Source organism: Streptomyces sp. NPDC002602, from assembly GCF_042889445.1.
Classification (GTDB): domain Bacteria; phylum Actinomycetota; class Actinomycetes; order Streptomycetales; family Streptomycetaceae; genus Streptomyces.
The window spans coordinates 40,354-58,423 of sequence record NZ_JBIAQX010000028.1 but is presented as its reverse complement, the minus strand read 5'-3'; the positions used below and the strand labels follow the sequence as shown (position 1 = coordinate 58,423).

General features: G+C 70.4%; 15 protein-coding genes and 1 pseudogene. 3 read left to right on the top strand and 13 right to left on the bottom strand.

The window, feature by feature from the left end:
• Positions 1-604: 604 nt before the first annotated feature.
• From ACFYW3_RS37500 to ACFYW3_RS37490, 3 genes are read right to left on the bottom strand one after another with little or no spacing between them, the layout of a single operon-like run.
• Entirely contained in the window at positions 605-2,035 is a 1,431-nt protein-coding gene (locus tag ACFYW3_RS37500; protein WP_389388817.1) for an FAD-dependent oxidoreductase, read from the bottom strand.
• Complete coding sequence (locus ACFYW3_RS37495; RefSeq protein ID WP_389388816.1) at positions 2,028-3,230, bottom strand: MAB_1171c family putative transporter; 1,203 nt, start codon at positions 3,228-3,230, stop codon at positions 2,028-2,030. The genes ACFYW3_RS37500 and ACFYW3_RS37495 overlap by 8 nt, the downstream gene beginning before the upstream one ends.
• Positions 3,227-3,763, bottom strand: coding sequence for a hypothetical protein (locus ACFYW3_RS37490; RefSeq protein WP_351761429.1), 537 nt, complete (start codon positions 3,761-3,763; stop codon positions 3,227-3,229). Before ACFYW3_RS37490 ends, ACFYW3_RS37495 begins: the two co-directional genes overlap by 4 nt.
• A gap of 713 nt (positions 3,764-4,476) precedes the next feature.
• Here ACFYW3_RS37490 and ACFYW3_RS37485 point away from each other — a divergent pair.
• A pseudogene (locus tag ACFYW3_RS37485) lies at positions 4,477-4,782 on the top strand (TetR family transcriptional regulator); the annotation flags it as partial.
• Between the two features lie 665 nt (positions 4,783-5,447).
• On the opposite strand, the gene ACFYW3_RS37480 reads toward ACFYW3_RS37485, so the two are convergent.
• Entirely contained in the window at positions 5,448-6,383 is a 936-nt protein-coding gene (locus tag ACFYW3_RS37480) for an NADP-dependent oxidoreductase (protein WP_389388815.1), read from the bottom strand.
• Positions 6,384-6,479: 96 nt separating this feature from the next.
• Positions 6,480-7,127 carry a DsbA family oxidoreductase gene (locus ACFYW3_RS37475; RefSeq protein ID WP_389388814.1) on the bottom strand — a complete coding sequence of 216 codons (648 nt, stop codon included), beginning with the start codon at positions 7,125-7,127 and terminating at the stop codon, positions 6,480-6,482.
• A gap of 141 nt (positions 7,128-7,268) precedes the next feature.
• On the opposite strand from ACFYW3_RS37475, the gene ACFYW3_RS37470 reads away from it, so the two are divergent.
• On the top strand, positions 7,269-7,880 hold the full coding sequence (locus tag ACFYW3_RS37470; RefSeq protein ID WP_389388813.1) for a TetR/AcrR family transcriptional regulator: 612 nt from the start codon (positions 7,269-7,271) through the stop codon (positions 7,878-7,880).
• Between the two features lie 513 nt (positions 7,881-8,393).
• Here ACFYW3_RS37470 and ACFYW3_RS37465 read toward each other — a convergent pair.
• From ACFYW3_RS37465 to ACFYW3_RS37440, 6 genes are all read right to left on the bottom strand, one after another.
• Positions 8,394-8,561 carry a hypothetical protein gene (locus ACFYW3_RS37465; protein WP_389388812.1) on the bottom strand — a complete coding sequence of 56 codons (168 nt, stop codon included), beginning with the start codon at positions 8,559-8,561 and terminating at the stop codon, positions 8,394-8,396.
• Positions 8,558-12,154 (bottom strand): WGR and DUF4132 domain-containing protein, encoded by a 3,597-nt coding sequence (locus ACFYW3_RS37460; protein ID WP_389388811.1) that lies wholly within the window; start codon positions 12,152-12,154, stop codon positions 8,558-8,560. Before ACFYW3_RS37460 ends, ACFYW3_RS37465 begins: the two co-directional genes overlap by 4 nt.
• A gap of 499 nt (positions 12,155-12,653) precedes the next feature.
• On the bottom strand, positions 12,654-13,559 hold the full coding sequence (gene lgt / locus ACFYW3_RS37455) for a prolipoprotein diacylglyceryl transferase (RefSeq protein WP_389388810.1): 906 nt from the start codon (positions 13,557-13,559) through the stop codon (positions 12,654-12,656).
• A 222-nt stretch (positions 13,560-13,781) separates the two neighbouring features.
• Entirely contained in the window at positions 13,782-13,964 is a 183-nt protein-coding gene (locus ACFYW3_RS37450; protein WP_351761408.1) for a hypothetical protein, read from the bottom strand.
• Positions 13,961-14,509 (bottom strand): TetR/AcrR family transcriptional regulator, encoded by a 549-nt coding sequence (locus tag ACFYW3_RS37445; protein WP_351761405.1) that lies wholly within the window; start codon positions 14,507-14,509, stop codon positions 13,961-13,963. The genes ACFYW3_RS37450 and ACFYW3_RS37445 overlap by 4 nt, the downstream gene beginning before the upstream one ends.
• Before the next feature lie 558 nt (positions 14,510-15,067).
• Complete coding sequence (locus ACFYW3_RS37440) at positions 15,068-16,153, bottom strand: hypothetical protein (RefSeq protein ID WP_389388809.1); 1,086 nt, start codon at positions 16,151-16,153, stop codon at positions 15,068-15,070.
• Between the two features lie 199 nt (positions 16,154-16,352).
• On the opposite strand from ACFYW3_RS37440, the gene ACFYW3_RS37435 reads away from it, so the two are divergent.
• Positions 16,353-16,631, top strand: a complete 279-nt coding sequence (locus ACFYW3_RS37435; RefSeq protein WP_389388808.1) for a hypothetical protein — start codon at positions 16,353-16,355, stop codon at positions 16,629-16,631.
• A gap of 527 nt (positions 16,632-17,158) precedes the next feature.
• Here ACFYW3_RS37435 and ACFYW3_RS37430 read toward each other — a convergent pair.
• A complete protein-coding gene (locus ACFYW3_RS37430; protein ID WP_389388807.1) occupies positions 17,159-17,476 on the bottom strand; it encodes a hypothetical protein in 318 nt (105 codons plus the stop codon).
• A gap of 333 nt (positions 17,477-17,809) precedes the next feature.
• Positions 17,810-18,049 carry a chaplin gene (locus ACFYW3_RS37425; RefSeq protein ID WP_351761393.1) on the bottom strand — a complete coding sequence of 80 codons (240 nt, stop codon included), beginning with the start codon at positions 18,047-18,049 and terminating at the stop codon, positions 17,810-17,812.
• Between the last annotated feature and the right edge of the window lie 21 nt (positions 18,050-18,070).

The window sequence follows — 18,070 nt, the reverse complement described above, 5'->3', positions numbered from 1 at the left end:
CGAGGACGGTCGCGGCGACACGACGAACGTTCGACGAAGCAGACATAAGGTGATGCCCCCTCAAGAACAGGAGTCCACCCGCCGATACGAACCACGTACCGGATTCGGGTGCCCGGCCCGCGGTTGAGCCGAGGACCACACTCTCGACCCGCCCTCCGACCCACCGCAGCCGCCACCGAGGCCGGTTACCGACCACGGACATTTCCGTCACCCTCACCTGCGCAGTACACACAATCCACCTGATCGTGCCCCTGACATTCACTGAGCGTTGCACCCACCCGGCGCGCACACGGAACAGGCGAACACCGCACCCCGGCGCACCACCGGGCGCACTCAACCACCCCACCACCCAACCGGAGCACAGAATTCCGTAACAATCGTTCTGCACAATTCTTCGCACGGACACACGAAAGTCGCCCCTCGAAACGAATGCGTACACCCACCCCGGCCCTCGGTCCCACGCCCCTCCCCCGGGAACGCCGCGTACGTCCCTGGGGCCGGAGCGTTGACAGGCCACCGCGACAGCCTCCCACCCGGTCACCACACCCACCGTGCGCGTCTCATGGGCCAGTGAGTGCCTCGTGGTGGGGGCTGGTTGGTCTGGCTACGCGCCGGGCGGGTCGGGGACGGTGGCGGCGAGCGGGTGGCAGTGGGCGCGCTCGGATTCGGTGATGGGCGGTTCGCCGAGGGCCGGGCCGGCCGGTCCCTTGATGACTCCCCACAGGGTGTCCGGGCGGAAGAGGCGGGTCGGGGGCTCAGCCAGCGACATCACGTCGAACAGTGCCCTGGTCACCACCGGACGGCTCATCGCGGTGCGGCTGAGGCGGTCCACGTAGCGGTGTGTGACCCGGCCTGCCAGAGGGGCCCGCGGGCCGGTGGCACCCGGGAACCTGATGTCCTGGCCGGTGGTGATGTCCCAGGGTGCCCGGATCACTCGGCCGACTCGGCGCTGGACGGTGGCACTGAGTCGCGGTGTGGTCAAGCCGTGCCGGTCGAGGGCGCTGCGCAGTGCCAGGACCATCTGAGCTGCCATGGTCATGCCTTGCCCGTAGATCGGGTTGGTCGAGACGACGGCGTCACCGAGTACGACGAAGCCGGCGGGCCACGGCTTCAGTGCTTCGAAGTGGCGGCGTTGGTTGCTGCAGTTGCGGTAAAGGCGCACCTCCGAGAGGGGCTCCGCTCTCGCGATCAGGTCGGCGACGATGGGATGGGCTGCCTTGCGGGCGAACTCTTCGAAGGCGGCCGGATCGGTGCCGGGTTCGGCACCCCTGGTGCCGGCGAGCGTGACGAGCCAGCGGTCACCTTCCACCGGTACGAGGGTGGCACCGCGGCCGGGGACTCCCAGTCCGGGGTCGGGTTGGAGGCTGACGACCGGAAACGTTTCCGCGCCGCTGGGGGCTCGGTACCAGCGGCTGGCGTACACCAGGCCGGGATCGACGGTCGTCTCGGGGACGGCGGTCAGGCCGATCTCTGCGAGCCATTGCGGGGAGTGGGACTTGCGGCCCGTCGCGTCGACGACGAAGTCCGCGTGAAGTGCCGCGGTCTCTTTCGTTTCCAGGTCGCGTACCCGCACTCCCGTGATGCGGGTGCGGGTGCCCATCAGGCCGACGGCGTAGCTGCGGGTCCGGACGGTGATGCCTTGGAGGAGGAAGCGGCGGGCGGTGGCGTCCAGGAGGTCGCGGGAGCAGACGATCTGATGCTGGAGGGGTTCACCGCTGCGGGGAACCCATCCGTGGGGGGTGAGCGAGACCAGGCCGCTGGGCATGTGCACGTACCGCGCACCGGCATCGAGCAGCCGCTGTCGCATTCCCGGGGAGAGTCTCTCGATCGCCTGCTCTCCGGCCGACCACAGGAGGTGGGCGTGGTGAGCCTGGGGAAGTCCCGGCCGGGGGCCGGGTCCGTCGGGCAGCTCGTCCCGTTCGATGACGATCACTTCGTCGACGTGAGGGGCGAGCGCGGTGGCGGCCAGCATGCCGGTGAGGCTCGCTCCCAGTACGACGGCGCGGCGGCGGCGTCCTGTGCTGATGTCAGGCATTGACGGGTCCATGAGCGGGGGGCTCCAGTGGGTGCTGGTCGGCGGTGGTGAAAGGTGGGTTCCGGAGTGGATCCCGGATGGCCTGTGATACGAGGATCAGGGCCTCCCGGTCGAGACGGGGCAGGGGGGTGCTCGTGTCATCGAGGAGAGGGAGTTCGTCGCCGGCGGCCTTCCTCGCCAAGGCGTCGGCCAGAACGATCGCTTCGACGCGGGCCTCCGTCAGGTCGGCGGGCAAATTCATCGCCTCCGCCTGGGCCGCGGCGGCCACCGCCAGTGCCTGAGACCGGAAGGGGCGGAGCGCGAGCCGGCCGTCCTGGACCTCCGCGACCCTCCGTTGGCACTTCAGTTCGAAGTCCCACCAGGCGACCGGCAGAGACGCCGACATCCCGGGGATGGCGTCCCGCAGCGCCCTCCAGAGCGGGCCGAGGTGCCGGAAGGCGCGGATCTGTGACCAGAGCTGTTCCAGGAAGCCGCCGACCATGGGCAGGGTGAAGCCGAGGAAAGTGAACAGCGTGCAGGCGAAGGCGCACAGCTGAAATATCTGGGCGTTGATCGCGTCCCAGTTGTGCCCGGTCCACCGCCCGATCATCGCGGCGACCTTCGGGAGGCCCACCCCCAGGTTGAGGCCGAACCCGATGATCAGCAGTCGCAGGCCGCGGCGGAGCCATCGAGGGCGGGTGACGCTCGCGGCCCATCGCGCGCACAGGACCGTGGCCATGATGGATGCCACGATGTGAGCGGCGAGATAGAGCAGGACCATCTCGCGGATGAGCGGCGTGCTCGCGTAGTGGACCTCGAAATCCACCAGGCGCTCGGCGGGGGCTTCGCCGGCGACGAAGAGGGTGACGATCCCCAGGATCACCAGCCCGTAGGCGGCCTGGAGCCGGCGCGCCCAGCGTCGGGCTTTGGCCGGCGGACCCTCACGCCAGTACACGAGCAGCGTGAGCACCAGTGCGCTCTCGAGCGTGAGCAGGCTGTAGACGAGTGGGGCGCTGAAGTTGGGGATCCCCGTCATCTGATTGAGAGCGCCGACCACTTCGGGGTTGGAGCAGCAGAAGGTGAGCCCTGCCAGGAAGAGCACGGCGCACACGGTGACGTAGAGGGGGTCCCTGTTGTAGCGCAGCGCGGGCGCCTTGATGCCGAATCCGATCCACATCAGGCCGGAGAGTACCCAGTAGCCGGAGTTCTGGTTCACCAGACGCCCCTGCCCGGCCCGAGGCTGACGCTGAGCTTGCGCCCGAACGCGCTGGTGATGGCCGGGGAGCTGTCCGTGTCCAGCCAGCGCTTGCCCTTCATCGCGAGGAGAGATCCGAACAGCTCGCACTCGGCTTCCTCGTGCTCTTCGCAGTTGGTGCGGGCAGCGATGCGCTGGATGTCCGTGGCCGTCACGTCGGGACTGAACAGGGTTGAGAAGTCGGACTCGCCGAGGATCCCGGTTCGGCCGTCGTCTGCCTCCACATGCCAGAACTCGTGTCCCAGTATCCCGAGTTGGTGCTCCGGATCGGTGTCGGCTTCGATGAGGACGAGATTGCGTGCCTTCGTCTTCACCAGCAGCCCGCTGACCGTGCTGACGGGAAAGGAGACCAGGTGGTGCTCCATCGGTACTCGGTGGCGTCGGCTCATGGCGTCGCAGAGGGCGGCGAAGAGCTCCCCCGGTGCCGCCGGCGCGTTCAAGGTGATGTCGTGTAACAGATCATCACGCGTGCGCCGCATTCTTCGGATGTCCATGTCGTCCTTTGTGGTCGTCCCTCTTGGGACCTCCGGGGTGGTCATGAGCCGCCGGAGCAGAGCCGCGACGTTTCACCCCGCCGTCCGGTTCGTCCTCCGTCCCAGGGGCGGGGCGCCTGCTCCGTCCTGCGCGCGTCCTCCGGCAGTGCCGGGCCGGCGCGGGCCGCCGTTCGACTACGGAAACCGACGAATGGCTGTCCGGCTTGACGAAAGGGCCGACCGAATCGAGGCCGAAGACGCCGGCGATCCGCATCGCGGGCCCCAGACCCGGAACGGACGTCCCGCTCCGGAGGTTCTTGACGTACTACCGGCTGACCTGGGTGCCCGCCGCCACCTGTGCGTCTGTGTACCGCGGACCACCGGTTGGGTACCGTTGCTCGTTCAAGCGTGATGGTCGGATTCCGAAGAGGCCGGCGTCTCCCAGGGATTCGGACGCTTCGTCCGATGAGGTGGGGCCATGAGTCGGAATCGTAGATCCCATCAGGGCGCCACCGGTAGCACAAATGAACAATTGTTGCCCCACCTTGGGTACACCGGCCAACCCTGTCCCCATTCAAGCCACTTGGGCACCACTGCTGTTGCCGTCACAGTCCGGCCGACACCGAAGGCGCCGGGCTTGACGGAGACCACCGTCACCGCTGGGCCGACCTTCCGGACCACGACCGGCACCTGCGACCCCGGTCCCGCCGTCGACGCCCTGGCCCTGCTCAGCGGTGGACGGCATGTCACTGCTCGCCCGACGGCGACTCACCGGCGAGGGTCGCCGCCGCCCGCTCGCCCGCTACGCGTGCGCCGTCGAGAGCGTGCGTGACCCAGAGCTGCGAGAGATTCTCGTTCCCCGCGAGAACGCCGGCCGCGAGGCCGTCCGACTGTTCCCTGCCGCACGAGGGTTGGCGGACGCCGCGCGTCGCCCTCACACCCTGCCGACCTGCGTCTACGGGCTGATCTGCGATCGATTGGTCAATGGCGGCGAAGTACCGCGCGAAGCCATGGAAGGCCAAGTCGCCGCTGCGCTCCGCGAGGCCGGTACCTGCGAGGCCGGCCGCCAAGGCGAGGAGTCCTGCTGCTCGGGGATGAACCTGAGGGTTTCCTCACACCTCACCTCACTTCACCTCACCCCGCCCCCGCCCCCGCCGGTGGGATCCGAAGCGCCGCAAGATCCCCGGTTGCCCCTCTCCCTACGTCAGGTTTCAGGCTGTCGCCGAACGAAAGGGCAGTTCCATCGGCCACCCGCCGGAGCGGACCCCGCTCTGTTCCGCTCTGTTCCGCTCCGGCACTACCGGCCGCCGCACGGCCGCCGCACGGCCGGCGTCGGCGCCCGCGCGCCTGCCCGCCCGACCGCACACCCGCACACCCGCACACCCGCCTGCGCGCCTGCGCGCCTGCGCGCCTGCGCGCCTGCGCGAGACCGTGCTCGCCTTGCTCGAGGGCAATGCCCACACCTGGTCATCGCTCGGGCGGCGTCGGGTACCTTCGCCCGCAGGCTCGGCGGCACGGGTCCTGGCCCTGAAGGCGAGCGGATTCGGCACCCACTCCGGCGGTGACGGCGTCTCGTGCCTGCGTGGAGGTGGGCCTGCCGGTACGCCTCGTGCGAAAGCCCGACCCGGACCTCTCCGGAGCCGGGGCCTTCGCAGGGACGTACCGGGTGTGGGCCGGCGCTGCTGGTTGGCGGTTCGTGCCCGGGTCAGGCCGGTATGCGGATGACGGTCTTGCCCCGGGCTCCGCCGCGCTCCACCTTCCGCAGGGCGTCGGCGGTCGCGGTGAGCGGGAAGGTCGTCTCCAGCAGCGGCTGGAGCTCGCCGGAGGTCACCAGATCGGCCAGTCGGGCCAGTTGCTCGCCGTTCGGGCGCATGTAGAAGGCGCGGGCGTCGACGTTCCACTCGGCCTTCTTGGCCTCGATGTCGGTGATGGGGACGATCGAGACCAGCGTTCCACCGGGCTTGAGGACCCGGAAGGAGCGGTCCTGGGTCGGCCCGCCGATGGTGTCGAAGACGACGTCGATGTCGGAGAGGATCTCGTCGAATTTCTCGGTGCGGTAGTCGATGACCTGGTCGGCGCCCAGCCGGCGGACGAGTTCGACGCTGTCGCCGCCGGCGGTGGCGATGACCTCGGCGCCCAGGTGCTTGGCGAGCTGGACCGCGACGGAGCCCACGCCGCCGGCGCCGCCGTGGATCAGGACGCGGGTGCCCGCCCGGACCTGTGCCTGCTCGGTCAGAGCCTGCCAGGCGGTGAGCCCGACCAGGGGCAGCGAGGCCGCTTCCTCGAACGACAGGGTCTGCGGCTTGGCGGCGACCAGCGACTGGTCCACGGCGACGTACTCGGCGAAGGCCCCGCCCGAGCGGGGGTCGACCCGGGCGAAGACCTCGTCGCCCACGGCGAAGTCGGTCACCTCCGCGCCGATCTCCACCACCACGCCCGCGAGCTCGTTGCCTATGACCAGGGGCTGTGTGAGCTCCCCGGCACGCATGAAGCCCTTGACGATCAGATGGTCCACCGGGTTGACTCCGGCCGCCCGGGCCTCGATCAGCACGTCGCGCGGGCCGACGGCGGGCGTGGGGGCCTCCGTGACGGTCACGACGTCGTCGATCTTGCCGTACTGGTTGATGACCGCTGCCTTCATGGTGAACTCCTTGATCATGGATTTTTCGTGGTGCCGAATTGCCGTATGGCTGTGGTGCCGCGCCCCGGAACCCGATGTCGGGGGGCCGGGGTGGTGCTAGTGCGAGACGGTGGCGGACGAGATCGTTCCGTCGGCGACCTTGGTGAGGACTTCGAGGATCAGCTCGGGGCTCTGCGCTCCCTGGAGCACGACCCCACCGTCGAATACGAAGGTCGGCACGGCGGTGATGCCCAGCTCGGCTGCCTGAGCCAGCTCTGCGCGGACCTCGTCGACGCCCTCCTGCGAGGCGAGGAAGGACAGCACTGCGTCGCGGTCGAGGCCCGCCGTCGCCGCGACGTCCGCGAGGGCCGTGCGGTCGCCGAGGTCGCCGCCATTGGTGAAGTAGTGGGCCAGCAGGACCTCCTTCACCTCCGCCTGGCGTCCGTGGTGCCGGGCGAGCCAGAGCAGCCGGTGCGCCTCGAAGGTGTTGGTGGCGAGGGCGTCCTCCAGTCGGAAGGTGACGCCTTCGGCAGCGGCGGCTTTGGTGAGGGGGCCGAAGATGGTGTCCGCCGGGCGTCCGAACTTGCGCTCGTAGACCCGGGCGGAGGGTTCCGTCGTATCGGGGGCATCGGGGTTGAGCTGGAACGGACGGTAGACGACCTCGACCCGGTCGGCGCCGGGGAAGGCTGCCAGGGCCTGCTCGAATCGGCGCTTTCCGATGTAGCACCACGGGCACACCAGGTCCGAGTAGATCTCGACTTTCACCTTTGCTCCTGACGGGATTCCGCGGGTTGCCTTCCCTGCCTCTCCGAGAGTTCAGGACCGCTCGTTCCATAACCTAGCACTTCTGGAACGAGCGGTCCATTACATGCTGCCTTTGCCCTCTCCGTTCGCTACGGTGGTGCCATGGCCAGACCACGCACGTTCGATGAAGAAGCGATCCTGGACCGCGCGATCCTCCTGTTCTGGCGCAAGGGCTACGAGGCCACAGCCATGAGCGACCTGGTGGAGGAGCTCGGCCTCGGGCGCGGCTCCATCTACGCGGCCTTCGGCGACAAACACCAACTGTTCGTCCGCGCCCTGACCCGCTACCTGGACCGCCAGGACAGCCTGCTCGCCGGCGCCCTCGACACGGACGGCCCCGCCCTCGATCAGCTGCGCGACCTCCTCGGCCGACTGCTCACCACAGACGCGGTCTGCGGCACCGCGGGGTGCTTCAGCGTCAACAGCATCGCCGAGCTGCTCCCCCACGACGAGGATGTCGCCCGCCTCGCACAGCGCAGTCTGAGCCACGCCCAGGAGTCGTTCACCCGGCAACTCGAACGCGCCGCACGCGAGGGCGAACTCTCCGCGTCCATCGACCCGCAGAGCGGCGCACAGCTACTGCTCACTCTGATCCAGGGAGTGCAGATCGTCCGCAAGGTCGACCCCGACCCCGTACGTGCCACCGCCTGCCTGGACTCCGCCTTCGCCCTCCTGGCCAGGAACTCCGCGCCCCTGGAGCCGGCGGCACGATAACCAGGCCGGCCCCGCACGCATCGACCGCGGGCCGAGTTCCGCCGCGTCGAGGGCGACGGGGCGACGGGCGACGGGCGACGGGCGACGGGCGACGGGCGACGGGGGCACGGTTGCGCTCGGCCGGGCGGCCAGGCGGCCAGGCGGAGGAGAGGTCGTCGCGGAGCATGTGAAAGCGGCCGACCGGGAGGTCGGCGAGGGGGGAACGAGCGCCGACGCAGAGGGCCTCCCCCTCGCCGCCTTCTGGTGGCGAGGGGGGAGGGCGAGGACACGACTCGGAGGTCGGATGACGTGGGGTCCGGCAGGATCACCCAGCGTCCGGCACTGCCATCTGACGGGGCGTCCTCATCTGTTGCGGGAACCCGAATCTGTTCCGGGAACCCGAATCTGTTCCGGGAACCCGAAGCTGTTCCGGGAACCCGAAGCTGTTCCGGGAATCCGAATCTGTTCCGGAACCGGAAGCATGGATGCCTGCCGGGCCTTGGCCCTGTTCTCGCACCTCCTGCCGACGCCCGCTCACTCGGCGCCGAGGGTGAAGCGGCGGGCGGTCCGCCGGCGCGACTGGCGGCCCGACGGGCGGTGATCGGTGTCGAAGACGCCCGGCCCCGCGAGCTCATCGGTGTACCGGGCCTCGGCGGGCGGCCACTGTGGCTGTTCGCTCGGGTGGGGAGGGGTCGTCGTCATGACGTCAGCTCCGTCAGGTCGGCCAACACCTCGGAGACGATCACCGGGGTGAGGTCGCCGAACGTCAGCGGGTACGTACGGGACGAACAGTGATCGCCGGGCTGCGTATCGAGCCAGATGGTCTCCAGCTTCTGGTCCGGGAACTCGCCGACCATCCCGACCGCGATGCCCCCGCCCAGCTCGATCACCAGGTAGCGCTCCGGGCCGAGCCGGCGGGAGAACCACCGCTCCACGCCGGCGTCCTGCGGCTCGCCGCGCTCCCAGCCGCGCTTCTGCAGCCCGAGCAGCCTGCCGATCGGAACCGTGAAGCCCTCGAAGCGCCTCAGGCGCGCGCCGGCGGCCTCCTCCTCGGTCACGGCCAGCACCGGTCGGCCCAACTGTGGGAACGGCTGGACGATCTCGTGGTCCGCGAACAGCTCCGACCAGGCGGCCAGATCGCCGCCCAGCCGCAGGGGGTGGGCCAGCGTGATGCAGGCGTCGTCCGCGAACTTCGTCGTCTCGTCCTCGATGTCGGCGTACGTACGGTCCTCGGCCACCCGGAACGCGGTCACCTCGCCGTCCGCCTCGGCCAGCCAGACCAGGCGCCGCACCAAGTGCCACACCAGCGGATGCTCCACGAACAGTTGCCGGAACTCGGCGCCCGTCCACGTGCGGCCGTCCACCATCGCGGCCTCCAGCCGCCGCACCTGGTCCGAGCCGATGGTCCGGACGTCCTTCTTCAACGCGGCGAACCGCTTGCGCTCGGCCGATGCGAGTTCCGCGTCGTCCCGCGTCCCCGGCTTGGGCAGGTCCTTGAGCCGTCGACCCGCCTCGTCCAGGACGTAGGGCTTCAGCTGCTCGTCGAAGCCGACCGTGAAGCGGCGCGTGCCGTAGTCGACGATCGTGCTGCCGTCCGCGTCGAGACCGAGGTCCGGAACCAGCCGGTCGGACAGTTGCTCGCCGGTGAGCCCCAGCTCGGCCGCGACCGCTGAGATCTTCTCCTGCGCGCGGAGCTTGAGGGCCTTGAACTTCACTCGCTGCGCCACGCCGTGCAGATGCAGCAGCGCGACATCGGTGCCGATGGATGCCAGGACGTCGAGACCGTCGACGGCCCGATGGTGCGCGCCCTCGCCCGGCCACGCGCGGATCACCGGGGTCAGGGCGCGCACGGTCCCGTCGTCACCGAACCGGCCGAGTGAGTGGAGCGCCCACGCCTCTTTGGGGGGCATGCCGGCGAGCTGCCATTCGCTGAACAGCGCCCAGACGAAGGCGGTCAGGGACTCCGCCGTGCACAGGTTCCGTAGCTGGGCCAGCCCGGGGAACTCCGCGCCCGGTGTGGACACCGCCAGCATGGTCAGCACGTGCGCGGCAGCCGACGGGGGCAGGGCCCCGCCGGACTTCAGCAGGATCTGCGGCAGCACCTGCGGATCGGCCCATACGGCCCTCTTCGGCATCCGGGCGGGCAGCGCCGCCGCCAGCGGATCGGAGCTCAGCAGCGGTTCCATGGCTTCCGAGGCCTCCGGGCCGTACTCCGCCACCACCTCCCGTACGGTGTCGGCCCCGTGGGCCGTCACGATCACGAGCAGCGCCCGCTCGGCGGCGGTCCGCGGCGGTCCGGGGGTGCCCAGCGCGTCGGGGACGAGCAGCCGGGCCGCGTCGGCTCCGTGCCGCACGAACCAGGACCGGGCCGTCTCGCCCGCGACCTTGAGCCGTACCAGCCAATCGGCCATCAGCCGGGCCACGTCCGCATCGAGGAACGGCATCAGGATCGGCGCGACGGCCGTCGGGTTTCGGGTCACCATGTGCACGATCGCGGGCAGCGCGAACAGCTCGTGGCGGGCGACCAGCGGCTTGCACGTCGAGAGCCTGTCGTAGGCGTCGTTGAGCCCCCGCCACTCGGGGAGCAGCGGTCGCACGGCGTCGACGGGTCCGTGCACGAACACCGCGAGCATGTGCGACGCGTACAGCCGGCCCGTCCGGATCTCGTCGATGAGCTGTTCCATCGGGGCGTAGGGCCGCCATCCGGTGACCCACGATTCGGTGGCCGCCCACGCCTGCTGCTCACCCGGCCGCCAGACGACCCGCGATCCAACGGGCGCGACCAGCCCGGGGACCACGCGCGGCTTGACCACGGGCCGCCTGTGCGTCCACGGCGGGCTGGTCAGCAACGCCGGCAACGCGTCCGCCGGGGCGTCCTCCACGCGTCCCTCCTGATGGACGAGGGGAGCGACGAGCGCGGCGAGCTCCTCGTTCAGGGTCGGCAGCACGGAGAGCACCAGGTCCCGGTGCGCGGTGACGTGTGCGGCGAGCAGCCGGCCGGCCATCGCGGCCGCCTTGCCCCCGCCGATCGAGGTCCGGGCCAGCATGCGCAGTGCCCGCAGGGGGAACCGGCGCGCCGCGGCGGCGACCTCCGGCCGTACGTGCTTGTTGTCGAGGCGCTCCAGGAGGAAACCGAAGGCGGCGTCGGAGGGCATCTCGGCGAGGGCTCCCGCCATGGCCTTCACGGCGTCCACGTCGATGTACGTCTGGTTCAGCTCCGCGGCCAGTTGCGGTGCCATCGCGGGCCCCACGCCCTCGGCGAGGGTGCTGACGACGGTCGCGTCCCAGCCGCGCCAGTCGAGGTCCACACGGTCGCCGAACAGCGAGAGCTGCCCGGGCGAGCCGAGGGAGCACAGCAGCATCTTCCGTACGGCGGTCTCGGAATGGGTGCGGGTCGCCGGATCGGCGCAGCACTCGTCCACCCACTCCCCTTCCGACGGCACGATGAAGGACACGGTGACGCGCCGGCGGACGCTGTGCCGGTGGCGACCGAGGGCGGCGACGGTGGCCCGGTACGTGTCCTCGTCGGCCAGGGTCAGCAGGGCCCTGACACGTTCGCAAGCCGACTGGGCGCCGTGCCGGGCCCAACCGGTGTGATCGGGGTCGTCGCGTACCGTGACCCCGTCGACGATGCTGCCCCGGGTCTCCCAGGTGAGTCTGGTCTCCAGCAACTCGACGGTGGCGCACGCCGCGAACGGCAACCCGAACGTGCTGACCCAGGCGTCCACGGAGACCGTGAACGATCCCGGATGCGAGGTCAGGAGCATCGCGAGGACCGCCGCGCCCAGGGGACTGCTGCTGCCGCCCTGGTGGGCCCGGGCAGCCTCGACGAGTACGGGATCGCTCTTCGGCGAGGCGAGCGCCCGCTCCACCGCGACTGCGTCGTCGCGGAGCCACTGGTTCAACTGCTCCTGCGCGCCCGCGTCGGCGGGGGCCACGGTTCGGCGGACGCCGCCACGCCGGGGAAGCAGGTTCCGCTTCCAAGACTCGGGCAGGGCGAAGGCGTCCTCGTCCACGGGCACGATCGGGGCGGCGGGCACCTCTTCTGCGCCCGACCCCACACCGGCGGGAGCGGTCGGGGTCTCGGCTGCCCCGGTCTGGGTGTAACCCTTGCGCTCCTTCTCGGCTATCGCCTTGGCCAGGTACGACCGGGCGTCGGCGGCGGAATCCAACTCCTTGACGCGCGTCTGGCCGTTCGTCCCGGTCCGCCCGAAGCGGACGGTCACCGAGGTGCCCTCCGCGTCCGCCTCCCAGAACTTCATCGAGCCGCCGTCGACGTACTCCCAGCGCCGCACGCTGCCTCCCCTTTCGCGCCTGAACAGTTGACCGAACAGTAGAGGGCACCTCTGACAACGCGTTCAGGGTCGTCTCCAAGAGGCCCGGCCAGCCCCGCACTTCCCGCCCGCCTCGCCCTTCCCGCCCGCCTCGCCCTCACCTTCCACCACGCCGTCCACCACGCCGTCCACCACTTCCCGGGGCAGGAACCCGCGCGCCCCCTCGGCGCCACCTACCTCAACCTGAGACTCCGGCAGCACGGAATCACACCCCGCGTCGGCCGCAACAGCGCCCGCCTTGCCCCGGCCGCCGACCTGCCGGCCTTCGTCCTCGCCGACTTCACCGCGACCAGCGTCAGCATCGCCACGCGATGGACCGGATACGCCAGACGCGACTGATCCGACTACATCGCCGGCCGCAACAGCACTGATCAACCCCGCCACACCTGAGCCGTGGCCTCAAAGCCCGGCGGAGTGTGTCCCTCCCGGTGACTCACCGGGAGGCAGCCGGGACGTCGGTTCAGGCACGAGGTGCGTCGCCACCTCCTGTCTTGACGGCGACGTCCAGGCGCGGCTCGCCGGCCCTCTCGTTGTCACCTTCTTTCCTCGGGCGCGACAGGTGCTCGATGCCCGGGTGGCGGCGAGCCGACACGACAAGGCAGGCGATGGCGCCAAGGAAGACCACCACAGAGGTCCAGCCGTTCAGGCGCAGGCCGAGGAACGTGTGGGACTCGTCGATGCGCAGGTACTCGGTCCAGAACCGGCCGACCGTGTAGGCGGCGACGTACAGGGCGAAGGTCCTGCCGTGACCGAGCGTGAACCGGCCGGCCGCCCAGAGGACCAGTGCGGCGACGCCGATGTTCCAGAGGGATTCGTAGAGGAAGGTGGGGTGGTACGTCGCGATGTCGAGCATGGCGGAGGGACGGTGCGCGCGGTCGATCTCCAGGCCCCAGGGGAGCGTGGTGGGGCGGCCGTAGAGTTCCTGGTTGAACCAGTTGCCCCAGCGGCCGATCGCCTGGGCGAGGGCCATGCCGGGGGCGACCGCGTCCGCGTAGGCGGGGAAGGGGATGCGGTGGTGACGGCAGCCGATCCACGCGCCGAGCCCGCCCAGGGCGATGGCGCCCCAGATACCGAGCCCGCCCTCCCACACGTACAGGGCTCGGATCGGCTCGCCGTGTTCGCCGAAGTACGCGTCGGGGCTGGTGATCACGTGGTACAGCCGTCCCCCGGCGAGGCCGAACGGCACGGCCCATAGGGTGACGTCCGCTATGACGCCCTGCTCCCCGCCCCGTGCGACCCAGCGCCGGTTGCCGAGCCAGACGGCCACGAACACGCCCAGGATGATGCAGAAGGCGTACGCCCTCAACGGAACCGGGCCGAGGTGAAGGACCCCGGTGGAAGGACTGGGAAGGTAGGCAAGATCCATGGTCGCTCCGTTGGAGTCTCAGTCGGATGTCGGCGAAACGCTTGTCTGGTTGAGTGAGCGCTCAGGGGGAGGCGACGGCCGGCGTCCGGTGGATGCCGACGGTATTCGTGAAGATGTCCGCAGCGAGATGAGCATTGCCTCGCGGGTGGAGATCCGAGTGGGACCGGACAGCGGGTTGTCGAGGTGTCGGTGCCCGGCGGTCAGGGTTCCGCGACTCCGGGCTCAGGGCCGGCGCCCGAGGGCTGCGCCGAGTGCGGCGATCCAGATCAGCAGCAAGGGCAGCGAAATGAACGCCGTCGAGGCCAAGGCGGTGGACAGGAGCAGGCAACCGAAACCAGACGCGGTGATCGTGCCGGCGGCGCGGGCGCTGATGCCGGTAGCGGGCTCCCGGGCAAGTGTGGTCATGCGGTGCCTCCCCGGGTCTTGTCTCGGATTGCCTGGGCGAACGCCTCGCAGCCGGTGCGCCATGCGGCGTCCAGGTTCGCGCCGGGCGGGAAGCGGCCGTCGAGTTCGAGCACGACCATGCCGTGCGCGAATGCCCAGAACGAGCGCGCGACGTCGATGTCGCCGTGTACCGCGTGGGCCAGCGGCGTCGCCGCGCGATCTTCGAGCCCGTCGGGGAGCGCGGTGCGGGCGAGCGGCCGACCGTGGGTGATGCGGTAGAGGTGCGGGCCGGCGAGAGCATGCCGTCGGTAGGCGCGGGCGAGCACAAGCAGCGGCGGTTCGACACCCGTCTCGGCTTCGGCGGCCTCCAGCACCTCCGCCAACCGGGTCATCCCCTGCACCTGGAGCCCGGCCTCGACAGCGGCCTTGTCAGGAAAGTGCTTGTACAAGGAAGGCGCCCGGATGCCGACACGCTCGGCGATCCGCCGCATCGACAGCGCATCCGGCCCTTCGGCGTCGAGCAACTCCCGGGCGGCGGCCATGATCTGCCGCGCACGGTCAGCCACGGCGGGCCGTCCGCGCGATCGCGATGTCGGTGGGCTGTCCTGATCCGGAAGCCGGCCTCCGAGCGGTGGGCGGGACCGGGGACGCGGCGAGCCTGGGACACCGGGCTCCCGTGTTGCGCTTCGCAGGGTTCCGTGAAAACGGGCCCGGTCCGGCGAGGAACACGAGCGTGGCGACGGCTGGCGGTCGGTGCACTTCCCCGGCGATCGCCAATGCCCCGGAGGGAAGCGCGAGTGACTCCCATGTACCCCGGAGGGGCCGGGTCAGGACACTGCCGCACGAGGTGCTGTCGGTTGTGGCGGGACTCACTGCGGCCCTCTCACGTTGCGACTGACCGACGCGGCTAACGATGTTAGCCGCCTGTCGTCACGGTATGGCTAACGGCGTTAGCCGTCAAGTGTGGAGAGTGCCAGGCCTCGTGCGAACTGATTGATCCCAGCCCGCGCACCTACGCGTCCCGCCCCGCTCTGCCCCACCCTGCCCTGCCCGCGAACAACTCGTCCCGCCTCGGCCATGGGTGCCCAGACGGGAGTTGCGGCCGTGGGTGCCGTCGGTCGTGGCTAACGGCCGCGTGGCCTCGGAGCGCAGGGGTCGGGCTTGCCGGGGGCTGTCAGTGTCGGTGTCGGTGTCGGTGAGGGGGATGGTGTGGGGTCGGGGCTCGGAGTCGGTGAAGGGCCCGGCACCGGTGACGCGTCCGGGGACGCATCCGGGGAGCTGTCGGCGGAGGGTCCGGGGAAGCCCCGGCGGGGTGCGATCGGGCCGGGGATGAAGGCTTCCGGCTTGTTGGCGAATACCGCCAGTCGCACGGTGCCGCCGGCCTGTGCGGCTCGGGGGACGAGCTGCTCGACGGCTTGGGTCTGTCCCGTCTTGCAGCCGCCCGGGGAGCCGGTGAGGGAATCCCCCGCCAGGATCGCGGCCAGAGCCAGAAGGGCCACTGCGGTCGCCGCGGCCACCGGACGCAAAGCGGGGCGCAGTGCCGGACGCAGGGCAAGGTCTCCGCGCTGCCGCCACGACCGTCCGTTGGAGCCGGTGCCGGCTGCCCGGGTGTTCGAGGTTTCCTCGCTCGCGTGTGGTGCTCCGTGGGATCGGGCGGCTTCCTGGCGGGCTCGGTGCAGAAGTTCGTCGGCGTCGTGCCGGGCCCGAGCACGCAGTTGTTCGGCTTCTGCTTCCGCGTTCGCGCGAATGCGGTCGGCTTCGGCGCGGGCATCCCCGCGGAGGGTTTCGGCTTCCTGCGAGGCGTCGTCCAGGGTCTGCCGCACGGTGGCGCGCAGGCGTTTGCTCGCGGGCTGGGACTGGCGCTGGAGCAGCTTCACGTCCTGCCAGCGGCGTCGCCAGTCGTCCACGGTTGCCGGGTCGGCCCGGAACCTGGCAGCGGCGGCCGGTTCCAGGTCCCGTGGGGCGGTGACGACCCGGACGAATTCGAGGAGGGTCTCCAGGGAGGTGAACCGCTTGCCGGCCAGCAGCTCATTGAGGCCGGCCTTGGTCAGTCTCGGCCTCACCGAGGCGCCGGCCACGGTCGCGTAGGTCGGCGCGCCGTGGACGATGTGGAGCCGGTTCAGCTCCTCCGTGAACTCGTGCAACGCGTCCTCGAACGCAGTGATGGCAGCCGTGTCGTGCGGCTCGACCCCGGCATCTTCAGGTGTCACCGGATCACCCCCCTTGTCCGGAAACCAACGCTAGAGGCTCGGACGCCGTACGTACGCGGAATCCGCCGAACGATGCCGAACGCTCGGCAGCGTCCGAGGTCAGCGCGGAAACCCGTGCGCGGTGACCGGTGTTGTCCGGGTCCATGCGGGCCCGTACGGATCACTGGGAAACCCCCCTGAGTACCGCTCTCCTTGAGACATGACGCACGCAGAAGCGACACCCCAGACGCCCGAACCCGCCCCCGACCCCGAACCGGCACCGGCACCGGCACCGGCACCGGCACCCGTACCCGTACCCGTACGACAGGAGCCGTCCGCACCCCCCGAAGCGAACCGGTACGGCGACCGCGACAGCGTCGTACTGATCGCCCTCCTGGCCACCTGCGCGGGCACCTACCTCGCCGTCGGAGACACCGGCTTCGCCGGCGTCATCAGCGCCGTCGCCGCCCTCTACGGCACCTGGCGCACCCGACGTTGAACCACCCCCCGCACGCGACACGACCAGGCTCCCTCGCCCGGCGTGAGCACCATCGCCGGCAAATGAAACGACTTCCAAGACGGACCGACTCGCCCCGGCGGACCTCGGACTCGACGCGGCGTTCGTTCGAAGGCCGGTGCTGGTGGTCGGTGGCACGGGGATGCCGACCGGAGTCGTGGGAGCGCTGGTGCGGGAGGTTCTCACCAGCGCGGTCGTGTCCCGCAGGCCGCCCGGCCCGGCCGCCTTGGGGAGTCACGGAACGGCCGGCGGCCTGTTGGTTCCGGTGAGCGCGGACCACACCGAGGGACGGCCGTACTCGTACGCAGCCGTCGCCGACACGCTCGCGGACGGCGCGCCGGTGGTCGAAGTTCTCGGGAGCAGGGCCACGGCGCCCACCACGGCACCGGCCCTGGCCCCGGCCGCCCGAAGTCCTGAGGCGCACGCGGCCAACGCGGCGTCAACACCCGGTGGCTCGACCACGGGGAGATCAGCGGAGGCGTGGCGTGCCCGGACTCGAATCGGGCAGGTCACGCGCCGCAGTACGACATGGTTCGCAGGTATCCGCCGAGGTTCTCGTCATCGGTGCCCAGGACTGCATCGGCGGACCCGGGCAGGCACTCCACCCCCGTGGAGCCGTTGACCTTCAGGCGGTAGGCGATGCCGCGGCCAGTGAGCACCAGGTACTCCCCCGACGTCCCGTGGACGGCCTCGACGGCCTCCAGGTCAACGGTTTCCGGTCCGTCCCAGGTGATCGGGGAAACGCCGTTGGATCCCTCCCGGTGGGTGATCCGAGACAAACGCTGCTGTCCGGTCCGCTTGTTGTCGTGCACGGCCGGCACGTGCACCCCGGCACCGTCTGCGGTACTGCCCTCGTGCGCGAGGCCGCTGACACCGCTGCGGGCGTCGCCCCGACCTTCTGCCGTGCGCCGTCCGCACCGGCTGGGGGGCGGCGAGCACCGCCGGCAGCGCGGCCGCAGCGGTGAGCCAGGCCGTGCGCCGCAACGTCGGGAGTTCCACTGGGGTCGCTCGCCTTCTCTGTCCGACAGACGCGAGGTAGCGCGCCGGCGCCAGGCCATGGATCACAGCGGGTTCCCCCGGTGCGGGTGACAGCGTCGATCGCTGCCACCCGCACCCATGTACCGCGTATCGCGTACCGCGTACCGCGTAACGGGCCGACTTCAGCTGTTGATACAGGTGTTGCCGAAGCTGGGGTTGAGGACGGAGACGAGGCCGATCGAGTTGCCGCACACGTTGATCGGGACGTGGATCGGAATCTGGACGACGTTGCCGGACAGGACGCCCGGCGAACCGACAGCGAGGCCATCCGCGTTCGCGTCAGCCGAGGCCACCGACGCCCCGCCCACGACCACGGCACCAGCGGCCAGGACGAGCGCGAAACTCTTCAGGACACGAGACATGCGAGATCTCCTTCATGCGTT

Coding starts and splice junctions, on each gene's coding strand:
- ACFYW3_RS37500 (WP_389388817.1), bottom strand. CDS start 2,035: ATGCCTGACATCAGCACAGGACGCCGCCGCCGCGCCGTCGTACTGGGA.
- lgt (WP_389388810.1), bottom strand. CDS start 13,559: ATGGATCTTGCCTACCTTCCCAGTCCTTCCACCGGGGTCCTTCACCTC.
- ACFYW3_RS37480 (WP_389388815.1), bottom strand. CDS start 6,383: ATGAAGGCAGCGGTCATCAACCAGTACGGCAAGATCGACGACGTCGTG.
- ACFYW3_RS37450 (WP_351761408.1), bottom strand. CDS start 13,964: ATGACCACACTTGCCCGGGAGCCCGCTACCGGCATCAGCGCCCGCGCC.
- ACFYW3_RS37435 (WP_389388808.1), top strand. CDS start 16,353: ATGACGCACGCAGAAGCGACACCCCAGACGCCCGAACCCGCCCCCGAC.
- ACFYW3_RS37490 (WP_351761429.1), bottom strand. CDS start 3,763: ATGGACATCCGAAGAATGCGGCGCACGCGTGATGATCTGTTACACGAC.
- ACFYW3_RS37465 (WP_389388812.1), bottom strand. CDS start 8,561: ATGACGACGACCCCTCCCCACCCGAGCGAACAGCCACAGTGGCCGCCC.
- ACFYW3_RS37425 (WP_351761393.1), bottom strand. CDS start 18,049: ATGTCTCGTGTCCTGAAGAGTTTCGCGCTCGTCCTGGCCGCTGGTGCC.
- ACFYW3_RS37470 (WP_389388813.1), top strand. CDS start 7,269: ATGGCCAGACCACGCACGTTCGATGAAGAAGCGATCCTGGACCGCGCG.